This window comes from Nocardia sp. CA-120079 (assembly GCF_050955745.1).
GTDB lineage: Bacteria > Actinomycetota > Actinomycetes > Mycobacteriales > Mycobacteriaceae > Nocardia.
The window spans coordinates 2,407,889-2,430,424 of the sequence record NZ_CP192088.1; the positions used below are offsets into that span (position 1 = coordinate 2,407,889).

16 protein-coding genes and 1 pseudogene are annotated in these 22,536 nt (G+C 65.9%); 13 read left to right on the forward strand and 4 right to left on the reverse strand.

Going from position 1 to position 22,536, the window contains the following annotated elements; all coding sequences use genetic code 11:
• Nucleotides 1-356 precede the first annotated feature (356 nt).
• From ACQPYR_RS11090 to ACQPYR_RS11130, 9 genes and pseudogenes are all read left to right on the forward strand, one after another.
• The gene (locus ACQPYR_RS11090) at nucleotides 357-515 is read left to right on the forward strand and encodes a hypothetical protein (RefSeq protein ID WP_433630786.1); all 159 of its coding nucleotides are present in this window, start codon (nucleotides 357-359) and stop codon (nucleotides 513-515) included.
• Nucleotides 512-3,013: an ATP-binding protein gene (locus ACQPYR_RS11095; RefSeq protein WP_433630789.1), complete on the forward strand. Its 2,502-nt coding sequence runs from the start codon at nucleotides 512-514 to the stop codon at nucleotides 3,011-3,013. Before ACQPYR_RS11090 ends, ACQPYR_RS11095 begins: the two co-directional genes overlap by 4 nt.
• Before the next feature lie 38 nt (nucleotides 3,014-3,051).
• On the forward strand, nucleotides 3,052-3,759 hold the full coding sequence (locus ACQPYR_RS11100) for a response regulator (protein WP_433630792.1): 708 nt from the start codon (nucleotides 3,052-3,054) through the stop codon (nucleotides 3,757-3,759).
• Between the two features lie 204 nt (nucleotides 3,760-3,963).
• Entirely contained in the window at nucleotides 3,964-4,434 is a 471-nt protein-coding gene (locus ACQPYR_RS11105; RefSeq protein ID WP_433630795.1) for an OsmC family protein, read from the forward strand.
• Nucleotides 4,434-4,712: an acylphosphatase gene (locus tag ACQPYR_RS11110; RefSeq protein ID WP_433630797.1), complete on the forward strand. Its 279-nt coding sequence runs from the start codon at nucleotides 4,434-4,436 to the stop codon at nucleotides 4,710-4,712. Before ACQPYR_RS11105 ends, ACQPYR_RS11110 begins: the two co-directional genes overlap by 1 nt.
• A gap of 667 nt (nucleotides 4,713-5,379) precedes the next feature.
• A complete protein-coding gene (locus tag ACQPYR_RS11115) occupies nucleotides 5,380-5,922 on the forward strand; it encodes a hypothetical protein (RefSeq protein ID WP_433635096.1) in 543 nt (180 codons plus the stop codon).
• Entirely contained in the window at nucleotides 5,922-7,085 is a 1,164-nt protein-coding gene (locus tag ACQPYR_RS11120; protein ID WP_063042864.1) for a glutathionylspermidine synthase family protein, read from the forward strand. Before ACQPYR_RS11115 ends, ACQPYR_RS11120 begins: the two co-directional genes overlap by 1 nt.
• A gap of 29 nt (nucleotides 7,086-7,114) precedes the next feature.
• Nucleotides 7,115-7,564 carry a DUF350 domain-containing protein gene (locus tag ACQPYR_RS11125; protein WP_063042863.1) on the forward strand — a complete coding sequence of 150 codons (450 nt, stop codon included), beginning with the start codon at nucleotides 7,115-7,117 and terminating at the stop codon, nucleotides 7,562-7,564.
• Nucleotides 7,565-7,753: 189 nt separating this feature from the next.
• Nucleotides 7,754-8,369, forward strand: a pseudogene (locus tag ACQPYR_RS11130) (SDR family oxidoreductase); the annotation flags it as partial.
• A 300-nt stretch (nucleotides 8,370-8,669) separates the two neighbouring features.
• On the opposite strand, the gene ACQPYR_RS11135 reads toward ACQPYR_RS11130, so the two are convergent.
• The 3 genes from ACQPYR_RS11135 to ACQPYR_RS11145 all read right to left on the reverse strand — a co-directional run bounded on the left by ACQPYR_RS11135 (nucleotide 8,670) and on the right by ACQPYR_RS11145 (nucleotide 13,070).
• Entirely contained in the window at nucleotides 8,670-10,649 is a 1,980-nt protein-coding gene (locus tag ACQPYR_RS11135; RefSeq protein WP_433630799.1) for a hypothetical protein, read from the reverse strand.
• Nucleotides 10,650-10,901: 252 nt separating this feature from the next.
• Nucleotides 10,902-11,846: an alpha/beta hydrolase gene (locus tag ACQPYR_RS11140; RefSeq protein ID WP_433630802.1), complete on the reverse strand. Its 945-nt coding sequence runs from the start codon at nucleotides 11,844-11,846 to the stop codon at nucleotides 10,902-10,904.
• 693 nt (nucleotides 11,847-12,539) lie between these two features.
• On the reverse strand, nucleotides 12,540-13,070 hold the full coding sequence (locus tag ACQPYR_RS11145; RefSeq protein WP_433630804.1) for an endonuclease domain-containing protein: 531 nt from the start codon (nucleotides 13,068-13,070) through the stop codon (nucleotides 12,540-12,542).
• A 540-nt stretch (nucleotides 13,071-13,610) separates the two neighbouring features.
• On the opposite strand from ACQPYR_RS11145, the gene ACQPYR_RS11150 reads away from it, so the two are divergent.
• On the forward strand, nucleotides 13,611-14,900 hold the full coding sequence (locus ACQPYR_RS11150) for an IS256 family transposase (protein WP_433624106.1): 1,290 nt from the start codon (nucleotides 13,611-13,613) through the stop codon (nucleotides 14,898-14,900).
• A 182-nt stretch (nucleotides 14,901-15,082) separates the two neighbouring features.
• Here ACQPYR_RS11150 and ACQPYR_RS11155 read toward each other — a convergent pair whose 3' ends face one another.
• Nucleotides 15,083-15,508, reverse strand: a complete 426-nt coding sequence (locus ACQPYR_RS11155) for a DUF1707 SHOCT-like domain-containing protein (protein ID WP_433630807.1) — start codon at nucleotides 15,506-15,508, stop codon at nucleotides 15,083-15,085.
• Nucleotides 15,509-17,479: 1,971 nt separating this feature from the next.
• Between ACQPYR_RS11155 and ACQPYR_RS11160 the strand changes: the two genes are divergently transcribed.
• The 3 genes from ACQPYR_RS11160 (at nucleotide 17,480) to smc (ending at nucleotide 22,469) form a co-directional block, all read left to right on the forward strand.
• Nucleotides 17,480-17,926, forward strand: coding sequence for a hypothetical protein (locus ACQPYR_RS11160; protein WP_433630809.1), 447 nt, complete (start codon nucleotides 17,480-17,482; stop codon nucleotides 17,924-17,926).
• 294 nt (nucleotides 17,927-18,220) lie between these two features.
• The gene (locus tag ACQPYR_RS11165; protein WP_433630812.1) at nucleotides 18,221-18,637 is read left to right on the forward strand and encodes a helix-turn-helix domain-containing protein; all 417 of its coding nucleotides are present in this window, start codon (nucleotides 18,221-18,223) and stop codon (nucleotides 18,635-18,637) included.
• Between the two features lie 214 nt (nucleotides 18,638-18,851).
• A complete protein-coding gene (gene smc, locus ACQPYR_RS11170) occupies nucleotides 18,852-22,469 on the forward strand; it encodes a chromosome segregation protein SMC (RefSeq protein WP_433630814.1) in 3,618 nt (1,205 codons plus the stop codon).
• Nucleotides 22,470-22,536: the final 67 nt, after the last annotated feature.

The following is a 22,536-nucleotide window of genomic DNA, read 5'->3' on the forward strand; positions in this document are numbered from 1 at the left end:
TCAGGCCCAGTAGCGCGAAGATCGCCACGGTGAGCACCGTGAAAACCACGACAGACATTTACACAACCTCCATTGGCGCTCCGGGTACGGCGCGCGACAGGGTGAGTCAAGCGGTCATTCGAGCTGGTGCGGAGCTTGTTTACGGGTTCTTGGCGGCCCTTTGACGAGCATTGACGCTTCGTTTACGGGTACGGCTCGGACGCTGGGTGAAAGGATGCCGTCAAGGTAGGGGGTCAAGCCGTCAACACACTGTAAAGATCCAGATAGGCGGCCGATACGGGAGTAGAAATTCATCGACCGGCCATGCGGGGGATGCCAGCGCGACCGGGGTCCTATTGGTCGGTGAAAGGATCGTCATGTCGGCTGTCACGGTCGCGGTGCTCATCGGATTCGTCTGTTGTGCGCTGATCATTCGCGCGCTGTCGATAATGGGTCAGCGGCCAGATTCGGAGATCGCGACGGAACGGGTACGGATCTTCGGCGACACGCCGTATCGCGCGATGATGGACGAGTGAAACGCGGCCAACTGCGCATCTACCTCGGTGCGGCACCGGGGGTCGGCAAGACCTACGCCATGTTGGGCGAGGCCCATCGCCGACTCGAACGCGGCCGCGACGTGGTAGCTGCGGTAGTGGAGACACACGGCCGAGCCAAGACCGCGGAACTGGTGGCGGGCATCGAGCGGATTCCACCGCGCATGGTGGCGTATCGCGGGACCACACTGCCCGAACTCGATGTGGAAGCAGTGCTGCGCCGTGCACCGGCCGTGGTGCTGGTCGACGAACTCGCGCACACCAACGCCCCGGGTAGCAAACATGGCAAGCGCTGGCAGGACGTCGAGGATTTGCTGGCCGCGGGCATCGACGTGATCTCGACGGTCAATGTGCAGCATCTCGAGAGCCTCAACGATGTGGTCGAGCAGATCACCGGCATCCAGCAGAAGGAAACCGTGCCCGACGCGGTGGTGCGCAGCGCAGACCAGGTCGAACTGGTCGACATCACGCCGGAGGCGTTGCGGCGCAGGCTTTCTCACGGCAACGTGTACGCCGCCGACAAGGTCGACGCGGCGCTGCGCAACTACTTCCGGCCCGGCAATCTGACCGCCCTGCGCGAATTGGCGCTGCTGTGGCTGGCCGACCAGGTCGATGCGGCACTGGCGAAATACCGGGCCGACCACAAGATCACCGAGCTGTGGGAGGCGCGCGAACGCGTGGTCGTCGCGGTGACCGGCGGTCCCGAATCGGAGACCGTGGTGCGCCGGGCCAGCCGTATCGCCACCAAATCCAGCGCCGACCTGGTCCTACTGCACGTGGTACGCGGCGACGGACTCGCCGGCGTATCGACGGAACGGCTGACCAGGCTGCGGGAATTCGCCGCGAGTCTAGATGCCTCGCTGCATACCGTCACCGGTGACGATGTGCCGAATACGCTGCTGGAATTCGCCCGCGAGGTGAACGCGACCCAGCTGGTGCTCGGCACGTCCCGGCGCTCACGCTGGGCGCGCATGCTCGACGAGGGGATCGGCTCCGCCGTAGTGCAGGCATCCGGCAAGATCGATGTACACATGGTCACGCATGAGGAGGCCAATCGTGGGCTGCGCCGCTATTCGCTGATGCCGCGCCAGCCGATCCGCGCATGGCTCGCGGCGGTACTGGTTCCGGCAGCGGTCTCGGTGATCTGTTCTTTCCTGGACGGCTATCTGCAGCTCGGTGGCCTCAGCGCGGTGTTCTTCATCGGCGTCGTCGCGGTGGCGTTGCTGGGTGGCGTTGTGCCCGCCGCACTTTCGGCGCTGCTGTCGGGCATGCTGTTGAACTGGTTCTTCGTCGATCCGCGCTACAGCCTGACCATTGCCGAACCGGACAGCTTCATCACAGTCGTGGTTTTGCTGATCGTCGCGGTGGCGGTCGCCGCGCTGGTGGATGTGGCGGGCAAACAGACCCGGCAGGCGCGTCGAGCCTCCCAGCAGGCCGAATTGCTGACCCTGTTCGCCGGTGCCGTGCTGCACGGTGCGGATCTGCCCAAGCTGCTGGAGCAGGTCCGCGAGACCTACGGGCTACGCGCGGTCAGCATGCAGTGCGGCGACGAGGTGATCGCTGCGGTCGGCACGAGTCCGCCGCGGCGAGCGTCCGAGGCCGAGACCGCGATTCAGGCGGGGGATGCGACCAGCTGGCTGCTGTTGGCCGGGCGGCCGCTCGCCACGGTCGACCGTCCGGTGCTCAACGCGGTCGCGAACCAGGCGGCCGGGCTGGTCCGGCAGTCCAGGCTGGCCGAGGAGGCCAGCGCCGCCGCGGCCCTGCTCGAGGCCGACCGGTTGCGCCGGGCGCTGTTGTCCGCGGTGAGTCACGATCTGCGCACGCCGCTGGCCGGCGCCAAGGCCGCGGTTTCCAGTCTGCGCAGTGACGACATCGAGTTCTCGCCCGAGGACACCGTCGAACTGCTGGAAACCATCGAGGAATCGGTGGATCAGCTGACCGCACTGGTAGGTAATCTGCTCGACTCGTCGCGCTTGGCGGTCGGTGTGGTGCAGCCGCAGTTCCGTCGGGTGTACATGGACGAGGTCGTGCATCAGGCGCTGGTGAGCGTCGGGATGGGCGCGCGTGGGCTGCGGCGCGCGGCGATGGATCGGGTGAAGGTGGAGGTCGGTGAGGTCTCGGTGCGGGCGGACAGCGGCCTGCTCGAGCGGGTGCTGGCCAATCTGATCGATAACGCGCTGCGGCATTCGACGCGCGACACGCCTGTGCGGGTCACCGCGGAACACGACGGCGAGCGGGTGTCGATCGCCGTGATCGATGTCGGTCCCGGTGTCGCGCCGGGCACCGAGGAGCAATTATTCGAGCCGTTCCAGCGGCTCGGCGATCGTGACAACACCACCGGTGTCGGGCTCGGCCTGTCGGTGGTGCGCGGTTTCGTCGAGGCGATGGGCGGCACCGTGCACGCCGAACCGACACCGGGCGGAGGATTGACGATGATCGTGGACCTGCCTGCCGATGAAACCGAGGTGAGCAGCCGATGATGAGCACAACGACACCGCGGACCGCACAGGAAGTCGTAATGACGGACAAGAAGCAGGAAGCACCGTCGACCAAGGTGCTTGTGGTCGATGACGAACCGCAGATCGTGCGCGCCCTGCGCATCAATTTGTCGGTGCGCGGCTATGAGGTGATCACCGCGGGCACCGGCGCGGCGGCATTGCGCGCGGCGGCCGATAAGCATCCCGATGTGGTCATCCTGGATCTGGGTCTGCCCGATATGGACGGCATCGAGGTGCTGGCCGGACTGCGTGGCTGGACCGCCGCCCCGGTGATCGTGCTCTCGGCTCGCACCGATTCGACCGACAAGGTGGAGGCGCTGGACGCGGGCGCGGACGACTATGTCACCAAGCCGTTCGGCATGGATGAGTTGCTGGCCCGACTGCGCGCCGCGGTCCGGCGCGGCGCGACCGATTCCGATGCCACCGATCCGGTCGTGGTGACCTCATCGTTCACCGTCGACCTCAGCGCCAAGAAGGTCACCAGGAACGGTGAAACGGTCCACCTGACCCCGACCGAGTGGGGCATGCTCGAAATGCTGGTGCGCAACCGCGGCAAACTCGTCGGGCGGCGCGAACTGCTGCGTGAGGTGTGGGGGCCGTCGTACGCCACCGAAACGCATTATCTGCGGGTGTATCTCGCGCAGTTGCGGCGCAAGCTCGAAATCGACCCGTCGAATCCGAAGCATCTGCTGACCGAGGCCGGAATGGGGTACCGCTTTCAGGAATAGCGACGGCGGCGACAGCTGTTGCGAGCAACGTGACAACTGATCTCGGACGAATATGGGTAACTCGTCGGGTACGCCCAAAGCTCAACTGCTTCGCCAACCGTCGGCCCGGTCGAGTACTGCCGAGGCACACGACGACCGGCAAAAGGCTCGGGGAGGCGGGGGAGCCTGAATATTCGGGGAGGCGGGACTGGCAGGATCGTGACCATGGCTGACCAGACCACCGCATCCGCGACCACCACCGCCGCCGCGACCGAGCCGACCACCCTGTGGGTCGAGCGCACCGGGACCAGGGCGTACACCGGCCGCAGCTCGCGCGGGGCCGAGGTATTGATCGCATCGCAGGGCGTGCCAGGGGCCTTTACCCCGGGTGAGCTGCTGAAGATCGCCCTTGCGGGCTGCTCCGGACTGAGCGCGGACTTCCCGCTCTCGCGCAAGCTCGGCGACGCCTTCGACGCGACCATCCGCGTCTCCGGCGACGCCGACCGCGAGAACGAGGTATACCCGCAACTCGACGAGGTATTCGAGCTGGACCTCAGCGAATTGGACGAGCAGGCGCGCGAGCGACTGCTGGTCACCGTGCAGCGCGCCATCGACAAGGTCTGCACCGTGGGCCGGACGCTGAAGGCCGGCACCAAGGTCACGCTGACATTCGATATCGACGCCATCGACGCGTGATGCCGGAATCGGTTCGGCTCAGCGCGTGGGTGCACGGCTACGTGCAGGGCGTCGGCTTCCGCTGGTGGACGCGCTCGCGGGCGCTGGCGCTCGGATTGGTCGGAAGCGCCACCAATGCCCGCGACGGTCGGGTGCATGTGGTAGCCGAAGGTCCGCGACCCGCGTGCGAAATGTTGCTGGATCTTCTGCGTTCTGGAGATACTCCTGGTCGGGTCGACCTTGTTGTGGAAAGCTGGGAGCCCGCGCGGGGAGATTTGTCCGGATTCGAGGAGCGGTAGTGGTTTCGACGACCGAGCGATGTGATCGTTGAGTACGGGAGGTCCGGGGGCGGGAGACGACGCGGGGCGGACTGAGCCCGATCCGGAGTCGGGGTCGTCTACGCCCGCATCCGGCGGCGACGCAGGCTCTGAAGCCACACCGCCGCAACCGCTTTCGCCTGGTAGTGGATCTGGTTCGCCGAGCGTCGGGTCTGGTTCGGCGGATGCTGGGGCCAGCACGCCAGGTGGTGGATCTGGTTCGGCGGGCGGCGGCTCCGGCTCGCCGGGTGCTGGATCTGGTTCCCCGGGCAGCGATCCTCGTTCGCCTGGTGCTGGGTCTGGTTCGCCCACCGGCGGGTCCGGTTCTGCGGGTGACGGTCCTGGTTCGTCAGGTGGCGGATCTGGTTCGCGGGGCGACAGGTCGGGTTCGCCAGGCGAAGTTCCTTCCAGGCCCGGCGAACGGCACGGCGCTTCGGGCGGCGGATTTGGTTCCGCGGACGCCGGCCCTGTCATGCCGGGCGGCGGATCTGGTTCGTCGGGCGATAGGTTGGGTTCGCCAGGCGAGGGGCATGGCGCGCCAGGCGGGGGATCTGGTCCGTCGGATGCTGGTCATGGTGCGCCGGGCACCGGGCCGACTCCGCCGGGTGCCGGGCCGCGGCGGTTCGGTACCCCGCCGCAAAGGGGCAGTATCCAGCGCCAAGAGGCCGGTGTCACTCAGCCGCGTCCGCCGACGGTGGCCGAGGCGCGTGCGCGTGACAAGGCACGTAAGCGCGCGGAGGAGGCGCAGCAGGCCGCTACAGCCGCCGCCGAGCAAAAGAAGCGCACTCGCAAGCGCGTACTCATCGGCGGTGTCGCCATCGTCGGTGTCGCGGGTCTGGTCGGCGGTGGTTATCTCGCCTATCGGGCGCTCACCAAACCCGATCAGGTGACTGCGTATTGCACCGTGATCGATCAGAACGGCCAGGAGGTCGTCGCGCCCGACGACGACTGCGAGGTCGCCTCGACCGCCGTCGGATCCGGTACAACCGGCGCGTACACCGGCAGCAACGGGATCTTCATATACAACGGGCACCAGTACCGCTATTACTACGGCGGTAACAACACCGTCGGCAAACCGCCGACCGGCGGAACCACGGTGCAGCCCAAGGGAGCTCAGATCTCGACCAAGAGCGGCAGCACCGTCACCCGCGGCGGTCTCGGCACCAGCAGCAAGAGCAGCGGGGGTTCGTAATGCGACGCGTGCGCGCTACGCCGCGGCCCGGCTGGCAGCAGATCATCGAGGGCCAGGGGCTGGTCTACGGCTCGCCCGGCCGTGATGCGAGCGGTCTGCCCCGGCCGTACTGGGATGAATCGGTGCATTACGAGTTCGAGATGTCGGAGATCCTCGCGTTGGAGGCCGATGTCGAACTGCTGCATTCGATGTGCCTGAATGCCGTCGAGCATGTGGTGCTCACCGAGCGGTACAAGGATTTCGGTCTGCCCGAATGGAGTTGGGGGCCGATCGCGGAATCCTGGAAGCGCAATGACCCGTACGTCTACGGGCGCTTCGATCTGCGCTACGACGCGCGCCGTCCGGCGAAACTGTTGGAGTACAACGCCGATACGCCGACCTCACTGCTGGAGGCGGCAATTGTGCAGTGGCACTGGCTCACCGCGCTCTATCCCGACGGCGATCAGTGGAATTCCCTGCACGAGAAGCTGGTCGAGCGCTGGACCGAGCTGCGCGACATCCTGCCCTCGGCGCAATTGCATTTCACCTGGTCCGGCGCGGATGCCACCGGCGAGGACAATGTCACCACCGCGTATATGCAGGAGACCGCCGCCGAGGCCGGCTTCGACACCATCGCGCTACCGATCGAGGACGTCGGATTCGACAGCGAGCTGGAGCGTTTCGTCGATCTGGCGGAGGGTTCGATCGATGCGATCTTCAAGCTCTATCCGTGGGAGTGGGTGCTCGACGACGATTTCGGAAAGCGCGTGGTGGCGAGCCTGCCGCAGACCATGTGGGTCGAGCCGCTGTGGAAGACCCTGCTGAGCAATAAGGCGATCCTCGCGATCCTGTGGGAAATGTATCCCGGGCACCCGAATCTATTGCCCGCTTATCTCGATCAGCCCAATGAGCTCACCGAATACATTCGCAAGCCGAAGCTCGGGCGCGAGGGCGCGAATATGACCATCGTCGGCGCGGGCCTGGAGACGGCCACCGGCGGGGTCTACGGCGAAGAGGGTTTCGTCTACCAATTGCTCGACCCGCTACCGGAATTCGACGATATGCGCCCGGTCCTCGGTGCCTGGATCGTCGGCGACAACGCGGCCGGACTCGGGATTCGCGAAACCGCCGGTTTGATCACCGACGACGGCTCGGCCTTTGTCCCGCACCGCATTACGCAGTAACTACGCGACCTCACCTCGGAAGGATCACGATGACCGCAGTTGCCCTCGAATCGGGTTACTGGAACTCGCTCGGCACCGGCGTTGGAGCCATCGTCCTCTACGCCATCGTCGGCTTGGCCCTCATGCTCGTCGGCTTCTACGCCATCGATCTGACCACCCCCGGCAAGCTGCGCGCGCTGGTCGCCGCGGGTAAACCCAATGCCATCATCGTCACGGCCGCGGGCATGGTCAGCATGGCCTTGATCGTGGTGTTGGCGACCTACGCCTCGGCGGGCAAACTCTCCGAGGGCCTCATCGCGGCGAGCGTCTACGGGTTGGTCGGCATCATCGCGCAGGTGATTTCGGTACGGGTCATCGAACGGGCACTCGGCATCGATATCGGCGCGGCGCTGGCATCCGATGTCTACACCACCGAGGTTCTCGTGGTTGCCGCGGCGCATTTCGCGCTCGGTCTGGTTGTCGCCTTCGCCATTCTGTAGTTCCTCGGGTGCAAGCCCGGTGCGGCGAATCACGCTGAACTCCGATATTCCGGCAGTGGCGAAAGGTTCTGGCACCCATAAGAACACTGGACAACAAGGTCGCGATCGTCTCCATCTCCCGATGCGGCATCGGGCGGAAATCGCGCTCGAGCTGCCGGGGGAGGGCGCGAAGGTCGTGGTCGACGATGCGGACTGGACATCATCATCAACAATGCGGGCTACACCTGGGATTCGCTGATCCAGAAGATGACCGATGAACAGTGGGACGCCATTCTCGATGTCCATCTCGAGGCGCCGTTCCGGATTCTGCGCGCCGCCCAGCCGGTGATCGGCGGATTGGTTGAGCAGGCCAAGTCCGTCGGTGAGCCGGTGCCGTGCCGCAAGGTCCTGAATATTTCCTCGATGGCGGGCACCGGCGGCACTGCCGGACAGGCCAACTACTCCTCGGCCGAGGCAGGCATCATCGGCCTCACCAAGGCGATCGCCAAGGAGTAGGGCCGCTACAACGTGACCGTCAACAGCATCGCCTTCGGCATGATCAAGACCCGGCTCACCGAGGCCCCAGCCGGTGGCTCGACCATTGATGTGCAGGGCGGGGAGATCAAGCTCGGCGTGAATCCCGAACTGCTCGCGGCCATGGAGCACATGATCCCGCTCGGTCGCTCCGGTACGCCGGCCGAGGCGTGCGGTGTACCTGCTGTGTCTGCCGGAATCGGAATACGTCAGTGCGCAGACGCTGGTCTGTGGCGGCGGATTCAATATCTGCTCTATCGGATGTCGGATGTGTGCGCCCGTAATCGGCTGAGCACGCTCCGGTTCCGGTCGGGATCGAGGGCGATTGCGGCGGCCCATACATGAGCGGAGACGACGCCCTCGTCGAAGCGGTCGATCCACGCGCGGATCGAGTCGGTGCCGTCGAGGGTGTTGCTCTCCCATGTCGTTGGTCCCAGCTCCGGCATGTGTATATAGAGCGCGGATGTGTACTCGCGTCCGCGTGCGTCGAAAATTGTTGCCGCGCAGATTTCGTCGGCGGTCGGACGTTCGCGCAGTCGACCTGCTGCGGCGAGGCAGCGAACGACAGGCCATGGGCACTCGTGCTCAGAGGTCAGTTGTCGTAGGAGGCAACTCCTACGGGTCCAACCCCCAGGCAGAGGTCGAGTCCTGGTGTGCGAGGACTGATTCGAAGCATGGACCCGCTGCCGACCACGCGAACGTAGGCGGTATTCAACCCCTTGCGAACCGGCGCGCCCACGGGCTCGCCGTGCTCGAACGAGACGGTAATTCGTCCATCTTCGTTCGCCAGGTAGTTGAGCTGCACAGTCCATTCGTGTTCGAGCATCGGCCCGTCGAGCGCAATATCGCTTGGCTGTGGCCCCCGTATCCGATACCCACAGCCATCCTCGGGCCCAGGCAGAATACTGCGATTCCACCATACCGCCGCCTCGACGATCTCCCCGCTATCAGTAATCATCCGCAGCCGCGGAGTCGAGTCGGCAAAGGTAGTCGGCTTCGCCAGCGGCGCAAGCACTCGACTTGTCAGATTCTGCGGATACGCCGTCGGGTTCAACACATTCCACGGCACCTCCTGCTCGAGCAGCGGCACCCCATCACCCTCCGCCAACGCCGCCTTCACATTCGTCACATACGTCTTCGTTGGATTAACCCGCCAAGACTCCACAAAAGCCGCAGTAGACCAAAGACAGCTCACTAGAAATGCCACCCCCAACACCGCCGTGACCCGCGAGCCGGGCACGAATATCGGTATGCGACCACCCATTCGGAGAATCCACCTGGCCGCCGGACCACCCAGCACCGGAAGCAACACGGCGACCCGACCCTGTGGCACGCGCGCCGCGTCCCGCGAATCGGAAGGAGCCTCGCGGTACATCAACCGAGCGGTGCGGTCGCGCGTATCCGGAAGCAACTGCGCAGCGTTGTCTCGCGGCTGAGCACGCAGTATCAGTGCACCCGCGGCGGTCAACACCACTGCGATATCGGCGAAATAGCGTAGGGACTGCATGAGTTCGGCGGCGGTATTCGGTCCGCTGCGGGCCAATGCGACCGGCAGCTGCGCGACGAGCACGTACGCCGCCGCTGTCACCCACACCGGTCCCACACGAAGCCGCGCCCGCAGCGACAGCAGCACCAGCGCGCACAATGCGACCCATGCCGCCACGACCGCCCAACTCGGCGGATCCGCCCATGGCGTCGACGGTAGCCAGCGCTCCCAACTCCACGGGCCGCCGAACAGCGTCGGCACAATCCCCAATGACGTTGCGCCGGGCAATAAGTCACGCAGTTCCGCCGGGCTGGTCTGGACTGCCGAAACATCCACCACCGTCAGATATCCGGCCAGCCAACAAGCGATCACAACACCGGATCCGCCCCACAGCGCCGCTCCACGCCGCGCCACGACCCGCAGTGCGAATCCGAGACCATCGACGTGCCGAACGAGCACCGCGACAGCGAACGCGGCGAACGGCACGATCACCGACTTCTCGAAGAAGAGCAGCGCCACCGCCAGTATCAAGACCCCCGATACCGCATACCGCCGCCGCCCCGTTTCGACCAGCCGCACCGCGTCCCCGATCACCCACGCGAGCGCGAATTGCAGCGGCAGCGCATTGAGCGCAGCAGCCCACCAGGCGTACGCGGGAAGCGTCAGCGGACAAAACAGATAGAACCCCAGCGGCACCAGAATCGCCCACCGCACCCCCATGAGTACGACCAGCATCCGCACCACCGCGACCGAAACCGCCAATTGCAGTACCAGCAGCGACACCACCGGCCCAGCCCACGTCAACGGCGCAACCGCAGTCACCACCCAGGCCGTCGCGAACGCCAACGGCATGAAATGCCCGTCATGGTTGTACAGCAGCAAATCCGCAGACCACAGCGAATAACTCCCCGCCCGCCCCACCAAAATCAGATCATCCCAATAAAAAAACCCACTCCCCGCCACCCACCCCCGCACCACCAACTGCACCACCACAAGAAACGCCACCGCGCCAAGAACACCCCGCCCCGCCCCACCCACCCGCGCAGGCGCGATGCCAACCCACTTCGGCACGGCAACGGTATCCATGTCACCCCACCGTAGTGTCACGCCCTGGACCCGCGGCAACTTCGCGCCGCATGCCGCACCTTCTCGCGCGCCACGCGCCGATTCCCTGCGCGGTACGTGAATGCGCGCTGGAGCAACCCTCGAGATTCTCGGCGCAAGGCTGTTCGGCGAAGCACAGGTATGCACGAGAGCACCGGCCGCGCTGTCCGGCACGTCCGCGAGCAGCGGTGCGCGGGCAGGCTGGAGATTATCGGCGCGACGGGCCAGGCCTGGTTATGCGCCGAGGGCTCGGGCCAGGTGGGGCCAGGAATCGTGGAGGTCGGTTTCGAACTGGCCCCAGGTGTGGGAGCCTTCGGGGCGGTTGACGTGGATAGCGGGAAGGCCGAGCTCGCTGAGCCGGTCCGCGAATGCATCGGTGCACGAGCTGGCGATGGCCTCGACCGGCGGGAAGCCGAGTCCGCCTTCATCGATCGCGCCGGGGGTGCCGGTGGCGGCCGAGAGGTAGATCGTCTTACCCGCCAACGCACCCGCATTGGCGAACGCATCATGCATCCGCCAGATCCCTTGGCCCAGCTCGCCCCACATATTCACCGGATTGGCCCCGCCGCGGATCACCTGCGCGCTGACCATCGCGACCCCGAGCGCATCCGATGTCCACGGACATCCGCTGTAGGCCGCCACCGCGCTGTACACATCGCGCGCCTGAATCGCCAGGTCCACCGCCGACCCCGCACTCATCGACACACCCGCGATCGCATTGCGTCCGGTGCTGCCGAGCCGGGTATCGAGGACGGCCGGAAGTTCCCGGGAGAGATAGGTTTGCCACCGGTTCCGGCCGACCGCCGGATCGTCGCTGAGCCAGTCGGTGTACAAGCTGTACGCACCACCGATCGGCATCACCACGTTGACGTGTTTATCGGCGAAGAACTGCCGGACATCCGTATCGTCCCACCACGAGATGCCATCGGTGCCACCACCGATTCCGGTGAGCAGATACAGCGTCGGCGCAGGACCCCCCGCGGCTCGAATCACCCTATTGCTCACCACCCGATCCATCGCGGGGGAATAAACGTCCACTTGCGAAACCGAACCGTCCAGCGGTGTCTCACCAACCACTTGCGGCGCCGCAACAGCAGGACGCACAGACAGAACAGAAACCGCGAAACTGGCCACCAGCACACCCACGAGCGAGGCCAAAACCCTTGAAGCCCTCACCATTCCGCAATACCACCAAAGCACAACCCGCAAACCCGATGCCTACCAACACCTTCGAAACACCCCCCGCTGGCGCCGAGAATGTAGTGATGGAGTAGCGCTCTCGACTTTCCCGCCACCAATGCATGGCGAACATCGGTCCACCTCCGCCACCCAAACCTGCGCACCCCCAATCCCATGTGCACGCCACAGCGGCCAGGGCCCCGCACGCTGATCGCCCCTTGGAGTGCGAACAACTCGGGCAGGGCCCACTTGGTACTTCTGCAATGCACGTACCCACGCCGCCCCTACTCGCTCGACATGTCCCCAGCATTTCGCTGCCGCCGAGAATGTATTGGTGGCAGGGCGTTCTCGATGTTTGCCGCCATCAGCGCCTGGTGATCAAGGGTCCAGTTCCGTGACCCCACCACCTGCCCATCGCACCATCAATCCCAACTGCCCACCGCTAGCACTGGGTATGTCGCCCCCGTGTTCGCTGGTGTCGAGAATGTACTGGGGGAGTGGGTATTTCGATGTTTGCCGCCATCAGCGCCTGGTGATCAAGGGTTCAGTCCCGTGACCCCACCACCTGCCCATCGCACCACCGATCCCAACTGCCCACCGCTAGCACTGGGTATGTCGCCCCCGTGTTCGCTGGTGTCGAGAATGTACTGGGGGGTGAGTATCTCGGTGTTTACTGCTACCAGCGCATGGTGGTCAAGCGATCAGGTGTGCGCCTTGGGTGCGGAGGGCGGTTCGGACTCGGTCGAGGATGATGTGGGGGCGGGTGCGGAGTTGGTCTGCGCTGACTCGGATTACCAGCCAGCCGAGGGCGTTTAGTTCGGCGTGGCGGTCGATGTCTTTGGATCGCTGTGCTGGATCTGTCCAGTGTTGGGCGCCGTCGTACTCGACGGCGACTTTCCATTGCTCCCAACCGATATCCACGCGGGCGACGAATGTTCCGTAGTGATCTCGGACGACGATCTGGGTCTCCGGACGGGGGAGACCGTTGTCGATCAGCAGCAGTCTCGTGCGGCTTTCCTGCGGAGATTCGGCGCCACCGTCTACCAGCGGCAGCACCTCGCGCAATCTCGCTATGCCTCGTGCTCCCGGATGCAAATCGCTCAGCTCGATGACTTCTTCTGTGCGCAATCCGGTTGCGGCGCAGAGGGCGTCGAGGACGACCACCGCATTCTCCCGTGACAATCGCCGCCCCAGATCGAAGGCGGTTCGAGCGGGCGTAGTCACTCGAAAGCCCGCTCTCTCACAGCATTCCGACGCCGGAATAACGTCCTGCCGAAGCGCAATTCCACGCGGTCCCCTGGTGTAACCGGCGCGCGCGATCTCCGCAGGCCATTCCCCGTCCAACCACCGCGTCCCATGCAGCGCCGCCGCCGACCGCCCAACCAGAACACCCGTACCTTTCCCCCAATGCCCGGCTGCCACGGCCCTCTCGACAGCCCCCACCCCACACCCCCGCCGCACATAAACATCCGGAAGCAACCGAACAAACCCGCGCCGCAACTCCCATCGCGAAACCATCCCAGCCGCAACCGCCCAAGACCCCCGAAACGGCCCATCCAAAACATCCCCCATACCCCACATCCTCCCCCACCCCACCGACACATAAGCCGAGAATGCACTGGTGGCGGCCACTCTCGACATTCGCCTCCACCAGCGCATGGTGATCAAGTGCCCAACTCCGCAGCCCCTGCGCCTCGGTGGGGACTGTGGATTTAAGGGTGTTTCCGGCCTGATTCGCTGAGCGATGTTCAGCGGGAAGGTGCCGTGATGACGACACTTGATGCCGTGACGAGGAAGAAGAAGCCGGTGGAGGCTTCGGCCGAGGAGCTCGCCGCCCAGGAGCTGGTCCGGATGGCCAAGGAGCAAGGGTTATCGCTGACCGGGCCGAACGGGTTGCTCAAACAGTTCACTAAGACCGTCCTGGAAACGGCGTTGAACGAGGAGATGACCGAGCATCTCGGTTTCGACAAGGGCCAAGCCCCGACCGAGCGCGAATCGGCCAACGTGCGCAACGGGACTCGCGCCAAGACGGTGTTGACCGAGGCGACGGGTCAGGTGCAGATCGAGGTGCCCCGCGATCGGGAGGGTAGTTTCGAGCCGCAGATCGTCAAGAAACGCCAGCGCCGGTTGACCGGGGTGGATGAGATCGTGCTGTCGCTGTATGCGAAAGGGCTTACCACTGGGGAGATTTCGGCGCATTTCGCTGAGATCTATGGGGCGTCGGTGTCGAAGGAGACGGTGTCTCGGATCACCGACAAGGTGATCGCCGAGATGGCCGATTGGGCCAACCGGCCCTTGGACGCGGTGTATGCCGCTATCTTCATCGACGCGATCGTGGTGAAGGTCCGGGATGGTCAGGTCGCCAACCGTCCGATCTATGCCGCGATCGGTGTCACGGTCAACGGTGAGAAGGACATCCTGGGTTTGTGGGCCGGCACCGGTGGTGAGGGCGCGAAGTTCTGGCTGAGTGTGTTGACCGATATCCGTAACCGCGGCTGCAAAGATGTGTTCTTCCTGGTCTGTGACGGGTTGAAAGGTTTGCCGGACGCGGTGGGCAACGTGTGGCCGCTGGCTACGGTCCAGACCTGTGTCATCCATTTGATCCGCAACACTTTCCGGCTGGCCGGCCGTCAGCATTGGGACGCGTTGCGTCGTGATGTGAAACCGATCTACACCGCCGTCAACGCCGCCGCGGCACGGGCAGCGCTCGATGAACTCACCGAGAAGTGGGGCACGAAATACGCTGCGATAGTGCGGCTTTGGGAGAATGCGTGGGAGGAATTCATTCCGTTCCTCGACTATGACGTCGAGATACGACGGGTGATCTGCTCGACGAACGCGATCGAGTCGTTGAACGCCCGCTACCGGCGCGCGATCAAAGCCCGCGGGCATTTCCCCACCGAGCAAGCCGCCCTGAAATGCCTGTATCTGGTCACCCGGTCCCTGGACCCGACCGGCGCCGGTCGGGCACGATGGACCATGCGCTGGAAGCCCGCGGTCAACGCGTTCGCGATCACCTTCGCCGACCGCTGGCCCGACGCCCAAACCTACTGAGAGAAACCGCCGGAAACACCGTTAGCGAGATAGTCCCCCTCGGCGTCGAGAATGCTTTGGCGGAGATGGGCTCTCGGTGTTTGTTTGCGTCAGGGCATGGTGATCGGGGTCCAGGTGGGGAGTGAAGGTGCGGGGGCGAGGAGGGGGTAGCGACAGGGGGCAATCGCTGACCATGTCGGGTGTCAGTTGGTGTGGCGTCCGAATCGGCCCGATTCGAAACCGGCCAACATGCGGAAGGCGAGTACGGCGCCCCATGGACCGATGACCCAGATCGGCCACGGGTAGGTGAATTCGCCGACGCTGATCGAGATCGCGGCCCAGATGGTGAGCACCAGCACGCTCACTCCGAGCCATGAGGTGCCTTCGATCTGCTGCCAGATCGGGAAGCGATTCATCGAATTCTTCTGTACGGCAGACTCTTTCGGCAACTTCGGCAGATCCGACAGGACCAGCTGCAGATCGTCGCGAACGCCGGTGTCGTAGACGCGGGCGACGCGCTGATCGTATTCGGCGAGGTCGATCCGACCGTCCGCCATGTGTCGTCCGAGCAGCCGCACAACCTTCTCGCGCTCCGCATCGGAGGCCCGAGTACCAGGCGAGATTTCCATGTCCAGTTCCTAACGACTAGTTCTATATTCCACATTGGAAGGTGAAATAAGCATGCACCCTCCAATGTGGAATGTCAAGCCTTCGAGCGGGGCCGCGATTGTGAGGGCCCATCACCGACGAGTACAAGATTCCGGCCGCTGCCATGGCCTGGACTGTGCAATGTGTTCGGCCGATGACCTACAGACAGACACGCATGGTTCCGCACGATCGGTTGACTGAGCACCGATGAGTCCTGAGGGCTGTCGCCGCCGCGATGAGATGGGCAATGCCGCGATGAGATGCGCTATACAAGTGCGTCAACTTCCGCGCGGCCGACAACCTGGGTGATGTCGAACCGGTGCCGGGTTCACCACCGCGCCGGTTGTTTTCGCCAGCTCGGCCAATGCGGTTCGCCGGGGTGTGTGCGTGATTGGGCGTGCCGGCGGGTGTGTTCGTTCCGGCGGTGGCTTGGACTTTCGTAGATTCGCGGGGTTCCCGGCACAGTACGTCTAGCTCGTGCCGGCTTTGGAGCTGTGGGGGGCGACTGTGCGCCTATGGCCTGCGGTGGCGTCGGTGAGGCGACCCGTCCTGCCGCCTCCGCGATTCGCTCAGTCGGTGAGGCGATTCGCTGGGGTGCGCGCCGGATAGCACGTGCCGGTCTGCGCGGATTGCCGTGCCGGCGGGTGTGTGTTCGTTCCGGCGATGGCTCGGACTTTCGTAGATTCGCGGGGTTTCCCGGCACAGTATGGATACGTCTAGCGCGTCCCGGCTTTGGAGCTGTGGGGGCGACCGTGCGCCTACGACCTGCGGTGACGTCGGTCAGGCGACTCGTCCCGCCGCCCCTGCGGTTCGCGCCGCCTGCGAGGCGACTCGCTGGGGTGCGCGCCGGAAAGCGCGTGCCGGTGTGCGCCGTAACTTTCGTCCCCGGGCCGACCGGTGGGCTGGCGATAGTCCACTTGCTCCCTATGGCGGTTGACCGGTGGTTCGTTCCAGCGATCACTTGACGGTTCCGAACGCCGTGGGTCTGCAGGGGTTTCGCGGCGGCCGCGCGTCGGTGCGCCCAGTTCGTCGTGGGGCGACTCGGCGCGACGTCGGTTAGGCGGTGTGCCTCGGCTTGCGGACGGTTCGTCCGAGCCCTCACCTGAAGGCTCGGATCGAGGGGAATCCACGCGCCCCGCGCGGCGGGGGTTTGCTGGTGCGCCTGGTTCGAACGGTGGTTGATCGCGGCGTCGGTTCGGCGATGCGCCACGGCTGGCGGCAGGCGGATCGATCCGGCTATCGGGCTCGTAACGGGTTGCTTCCGATGGTCGGGTGGAGCGTGCTGGTGGACTGTCCCACTGATTGCTTGGTACTGCGTTCCAGCTGTCGCTCGGTGCGTCGTCCCGCTCGTCGTTCGGTGGTGTGTCCCAGTGATTGCTCGGTGCTGTGCCGCGATGGTCGTTCGGTGCTGTGTCCCGATGGTCGTTCGGTGCTGTGCCGCGATGGTCGTTCGGTGGTGCGTCCCAATGGTCGTTCGGTGGTGCGTCCCAGCGGTCACCGGGTGGTGCGTCCCAGCGATCGCTTGGTGGTACGGCCCGGCGATCAGCCGGTGTGCTATCCGCGTAAAGGTCCGACTCCGCCGCCAACCGATCGCTCGCTCTTCGGCGCGTGTTCGACGGTTGGTCCCGGCGTCGGGTTGGTGGTTCGTCGTAGCGGTTCGGCGAGCTCCGAGGGTCGGGGGACTCCGAGGCCCGGCGGCGGGTGGGGGCTGGAGTGTCTTGGCCGGGTGGTTCGCGGCGGCTCGAGCGGCTGGGGCGGGGCGCGTCTTTCGGACTGTGGCGCTTGCTCGATAGCTTTTGTGCCCCAGTGGATTCACGGGGTGATTCGCGTTGGAGACCTTCGGGCTTGACCACTGGCAGCTCGCGGGTGATGCGGTGGGAGGTGTCGCCGCGTTCGCGGAAGGCGGCGGGTATGCCTTGGTTGTGTAGCCAGGCGCCGGGGTCGTAGCGCTCTTGGCGGTCCAGGTCGGGGACCGTGCGTTCGAGGAGGTCGAGCAGGTCACCCTTGCCGCCGCCGAGGGCGGAGCGGATGGCGGGGAAGGTGGTGGCGCGGAAAGCCCAGTCCCATTCGTAGGCCGGATAGGTGCCGCCGGTGTCGTGGCCGTGGAAGACGAGATCGCCGGAGCGAGTGATGCGGGCCCGCACCGAGATGCCGTCGGATTCGATGAGGAAGCCGCGGATGTCGGTGCGGGCGCGGGTCGCGGCGTGGTCAGCGGCCTTTATCTCGAACCAGGCGGTCGTGAGCCCGGTGACAGCGAGTCCAGCGGCGAAGGCGACCTGCAACCAGACGTCGGACAGGTCACTCTTCCGGCTGACCTCGCAGGCATACAGAAAAACCAAGCTCCCCACGACCAGCGTCCCGATGCGCGTCAGCCGCAGCGTGGTCGCATGGCGGACTAGACCGAGCACGCTGCTGGTCTTGTCCGACATGCTCTGCACTCCCGAACTAACGGTCCGCTGGCGAATCAGACTGGATCGTATGCGCCCCGGCAGCCCGGCGATACCGCAAGCACAAACCGGTCAGTTCGGTGGAGTCGGAATGCCCGCCAAGTAGTGGAAGACGCCGCCCGGCGTGGTGATACCGCAGCGGCACCCGGTTGCGTTCGAGTCCCGGACCAGCGCAGGGTCGACGAGCGAAGGGCAGGCGCTCAGCTTCGAAGTCGAGTCGGACCCCCTTCGCCGAGCTCGGCGACATTGCGGCACTTCTGCTGGCCTGTCTGGAACCACCTGCCGCTCATCGCCGCGCCACCGTCACCCACGCCCTCGCCGCATTGCTCCTGCTTTCTCGCCGAAGATCCCGTCGATCCGCCCCAGCCGCCGGCCCTCGAGGCCCCTCCTCCGGCTTCGCGACGAAATCGACGCGCAGTTCCCGATCATGCACAAGGGGTCACTGACTACGCGGCTCGCCTCGGCTACTCCACCAGCGCCCTGAACCGCCTGGCCTGGCGGAACACCGGCCTCGGCGCCGAAGAACTCAGCGACGAGCGAATCATCTTGGAAGCCAAGCGGTTGCTGACCCACGCACCGGGCTCGGTTGCCGAGATCGCCGAATGTCTCGGCTTCGACGATCCCTCCAACGCCGACTTCCGCGCCACCGTCACCACGCGCTGACGCCCGAGGTGCGAACACCGACAAGGGGTGCGAAACTGACGCGCGGCCAGCAAATGTGGAGCACACGGAAATGTGGGACATCGGGCACCTAGTCGATAACCTACGGAGGTATCCGCCCGCTTACGGGGTAACCGTTGCCAGACGGATACCATGGCTGGTCGCCCCGAGTGGACGACGAATTGTCCGACCACCGCGCAGGGAAGGGTCGTCGAATTTGCACCTGAAGAGTCTGACGTTGAAGGGTTTCAAGTCCTTCGCGTCCGCGACGACCTTGCGTTTCGAGCCGGGCATCACCTGTGTGGTCGGCCCGAACGGCTCGGGCAAATCCAATGTCGTCGATGCGCTCACCTGGGTGATGGGCGAACAGGGTGCGAAGGCGCTGCGCGGCGGCAAGATGCAGGACGTCATCTTCGCCGGTACCTCCGGACGTGCGCCGCTGGGGCGGGCCGAGGTCACGCTGACCATCGACAACTCCGACGGTGCGCTGCCGATCGACTACGCCGAGGTCTCCATCACCCGGCGCATGTTCCGCGACGGCGCGGGTGAATACGAGATCAACGGCAGCTCATGCCGCCTGATGGATGTGCAGGAACTGCTCAGCGACTCCGGTATCGGCCGGGAAATGCACGTCATCGTCGGACAGGGGCAACTTTCGGCCATCCTGGAATCGCGTCCCGAGGACCGCCGCGCCTTCGTCGAGGAGGCCGCCGGTGTGCTCAAGCACCGCAAGCGCAAGGAGAAGGCGGTTCGCAAACTGGAGGCGATGCAGGCCAACCTCGCCCGCCTCACCGACCTCACCACCGAACTGCGCCGCCAGCTCAAACCGCTCGGCAGACAGGCCGAGGTGGCCCGCCGGGCCCAGACCGTCCAGGCCGATCTGCGTGACGCGCGCCTGCGCCTGGCCGCCGACGACCTGGTCACCCGGCGTAATGAGCTGGAGAGTCAGCAGAGCAAAGAGGCGTACGCGCGCGAACAGCAGATCACGGTGCAGACCGAACTCGATGCCGCGAATGCCGCACTGGCACAGCAGGAGTTCCAGCTTTCCCGGCTGACGCCGAGTGCCGAGGCCGCCGCGCAGATCTGGTTCCAGCTGTCCGCGCTGGCCGAGCGCGTGAATGCCACCATCCGAATCGCGGGCGATCGAGCCCGCAATCTGCATACCGAAATGCCCGTCGGCAGCGGCCGCGATCCGGACCAGCTCGAGGCCGAGGCCGAACGCGTGGAGGCCGAGGAGGCCGAACTGCGCGAGGCAGTCGAGATCGCGGCCGAAACCCTGGAGGCCGCGCGCGAGGCGCTCGCCGAACGTGAGCAGGCCGCGAAGGCCGCCGAGCAGGCGCATCTGGCCGCGGTGCGCGCCATCGCGGACCGTCGTGAGGGGCTGGCCCGGCTGTCCGGTCAGGTCGAAACTTTGCGCACCCGATCGCAGTCGGTGGATGCGGAGATCACCCGGCTCACGGTCGCGATCGGCGAGGCCCGGCTGCGCGGTGAGGCGGCCCAGGCCGAATTCGATACGGTCCAGGGCGAACTCGGTGAACTCGAGGCCGGTGAGACCGGTCTGGACGCCCAGCACGAGCATGCGGTACAGGCCCTGGCGCTGGCCGATCAGCGCGTCACCGAACTGCGCGAACAGGATCGCGACGCCAGCAAGCGGGTGGCCTCGCTGAGCGCCCGCATCGAGGCACTGGGTATGGGTTTGGCGCGTAGGGACGGCGCGGCCTGGCTGATCGAGAATCGCGCACAGGGCCTGCTCGGTCCGCTCTCCGGGCTGATCCGGGTGCACGGTGGTTTCGAGGCCGCGGTCGCCGCGACCCTCGGTCCGCTCGCCGACGCCGTCGCCGCCGATACCGGAGATTCCGCACACGCGGCGGTGCGCGCGTTGAAGGAGGCCGACGGCGGTCGTGCCGCGCTGGTCTTCGATGCCGCGGCTGCGCCGATCGCGTCCGACGGCGGGTTGCCCGGCGGAGCGCGCTGGCTGGTCGACGTGGTCGACGGACCGGACAACGTGCGCGGCGCCATTGCCGCCCTGACCGCAGGTGTCGCCGTGGTCGAGGATCTCGCCGCCGCCACCGAACTGGTCCGTGCCCGGCCGGAACTGCGGGCGGTCACCCGCGACGGCGATCTCACCGGAACCGGTTGGGTGCTCGGCGGATCCGATCGGGCACCGAGTCAGCTGGAAATCCAGGCCGATATCGATACCGCCAAGGCCGATCTGGTCGCCGCGCAACGCCGTGCCGAAGAGCTGGAGGCGGCCCTGTCCGGTGCACTTGCCGAACAAGCCGACCGCAAGGATGCCGTCGACCACGCGCTGCTCGCACTGCACGAATCCGATCAGGCCTTGGTCGTGATCTACGACCGCCTGGGCAGGCTCGGCGAGGTGGCGCGCACCGCCCAATCCGATATCGACCGGCTCACCGGCCAGCGCGCGGAAACCGAGTCGGGCCGGGAAGAGGCGCTGGCGGCGCTGGCCGATCTCGAAGAGCGGCTGCGCCGCACCGAACTCGAATCAGAGGTCGACGACGACGGCATGGGCGCGGCGGGCACCGAATCCGCCGGCCGCGACCGCGAGGAAGCCGCCGCCGCACTGGCCGAGGCGCGGTCCATGGAAGTCGAGGCCCGCCTGGCTGTGCGCACCTCCGAGGAACGCGCGGAATCGGTTCGCGGCAAAGCGGATTCGCTGCGTCGGGCGGCCCGCGCCGAACGCGAGACGAGGGCCCGCGCCGAACGCGCACAGGCCGCGCGCAGGCAGGCCGCCGAAGTCGCTGCCGCCGTTGCCGAATCCGGTGCCAAGGTCGCCGCAGAGCTGGAATCCGTTGTGGCGCAAGCCGGTGCGCGCCGTGACGAACTGGTGCGCCGCCGCGCCGAATGCGCCACCCAGGTCGAGCAGATCAAGGAGCGGGTCCGCGCGCTGACCACCCAGCTGGCCCAACTCACCGACGCGGTGCACCGCGACGAGGTCGCCAAAGCCCAAGCGGCATTGCGCATCGAGCAGGTCGAGGCGACCATCGCCGAACAGTTCGGCATCGCGCTGGCCGATCTGATCGCCGAATACGGTCCGGATGTGCCGATGCCGCCATCGGATCTGGAGTGGCAGGAGTACGAACAGGCCAAGGAGCGCGGCGAGCAGGTCACCGCGCCCGCGCCGATGCCGTTCGACCGCAAGTCCCAGGAGCGCCGCGCCAAGCGCGCCGAGAAGGACCTCGCCACCCTCGGCAAGGTGAATCCCCTTGCGCTGGAGGAGTTCGCGGCGCTCGAGGAGCGCTACAACTTCCTCGCCACTCAGCTCGAGGACGTCAAGAGTGCGCGCAAGGATCTGCTGGAAGTGGTCGCCGAGGTGGACGCGCGCATCCTGCAGGTCTTCACCGAGGCCTACGAGGACGTCGAGCGCGAATTCGTCGGCGTTTTCGCGAAACTGTTTCCGGGCGGCGAGGGCAGGCTGGTGCTCACCGATCCGTCGGACATGCTGACCACCGGTATCGAGGTGGAGGCCCGCCCGCCCGGCAAGAAGGTCAAGCGACTGTCGCTGCTGTCGGGTGGTGAGAAATCGCTGACCGCGGTTGCCCTGCTGGTGGCCATCTTCCGCGCCCGCCCCTCGCCGTTCTATGTGATGGACGAGGTCGAGGCCGCGCTGGACGACACCAACCTGCGCCGCCTGATCGGCCTGTTCGAGCAGCTGCGCGAGAAGAGTCAGCTGATCGTCATCACCCACCAGAAGCCGACCATGGAGATCGCCGACGCCCTCTACGGTGTCAGCATGCGCGGTGACGGCATCACCCAGGTGATCAGTCAGCGGCTGCGCGGAGAGACCCTGACTCCGGTCGGCGCGGCCAGCTGAATGCAGGGCCCCTTCACGATCCCCTTGTGATCGTGGCCTTTTCGATTCCGCGTTGTTGCCCGACACC

Bases quoted from the DNA above. Each gene is read 5' to 3' on its own strand.
- ACQPYR_RS11090 (WP_433630786.1), top strand. From the start codon at position 357: ATGTCGGCTGTCACGGTCGCGGTGCTCATCGGATTCGTCTGTTGTGCG.
- ACQPYR_RS11100 (WP_433630792.1), top strand. From the start codon at position 3,052: ATGACGGACAAGAAGCAGGAAGCACCGTCGACCAAGGTGCTTGTGGTC.
- ACQPYR_RS11105 (WP_433630795.1), top strand. From the start codon at position 3,964: ATGGCTGACCAGACCACCGCATCCGCGACCACCACCGCCGCCGCGACC.
- ACQPYR_RS11110 (WP_433630797.1), top strand. From the start codon at position 4,434: ATGCCGGAATCGGTTCGGCTCAGCGCGTGGGTGCACGGCTACGTGCAG.
- ACQPYR_RS11120 (WP_063042864.1), top strand. From the start codon at position 5,922: ATGCGACGCGTGCGCGCTACGCCGCGGCCCGGCTGGCAGCAGATCATC.
- ACQPYR_RS11125 (WP_063042863.1), top strand. From the start codon at position 7,115: ATGACCGCAGTTGCCCTCGAATCGGGTTACTGGAACTCGCTCGGCACC.
- ACQPYR_RS11135 (WP_433630799.1), bottom strand. From the start codon at position 10,649: ATGGATACCGTTGCCGTGCCGAAGTGGGTTGGCATCGCGCCTGCGCGG.
- ACQPYR_RS11140 (WP_433630802.1), bottom strand. From the start codon at position 11,846: ATGGTGAGGGCTTCAAGGGTTTTGGCCTCGCTCGTGGGTGTGCTGGTG.
- ACQPYR_RS11155 (WP_433630807.1), bottom strand. From the start codon at position 15,508: ATGGAAATCTCGCCTGGTACTCGGGCCTCCGATGCGGAGCGCGAGAAG.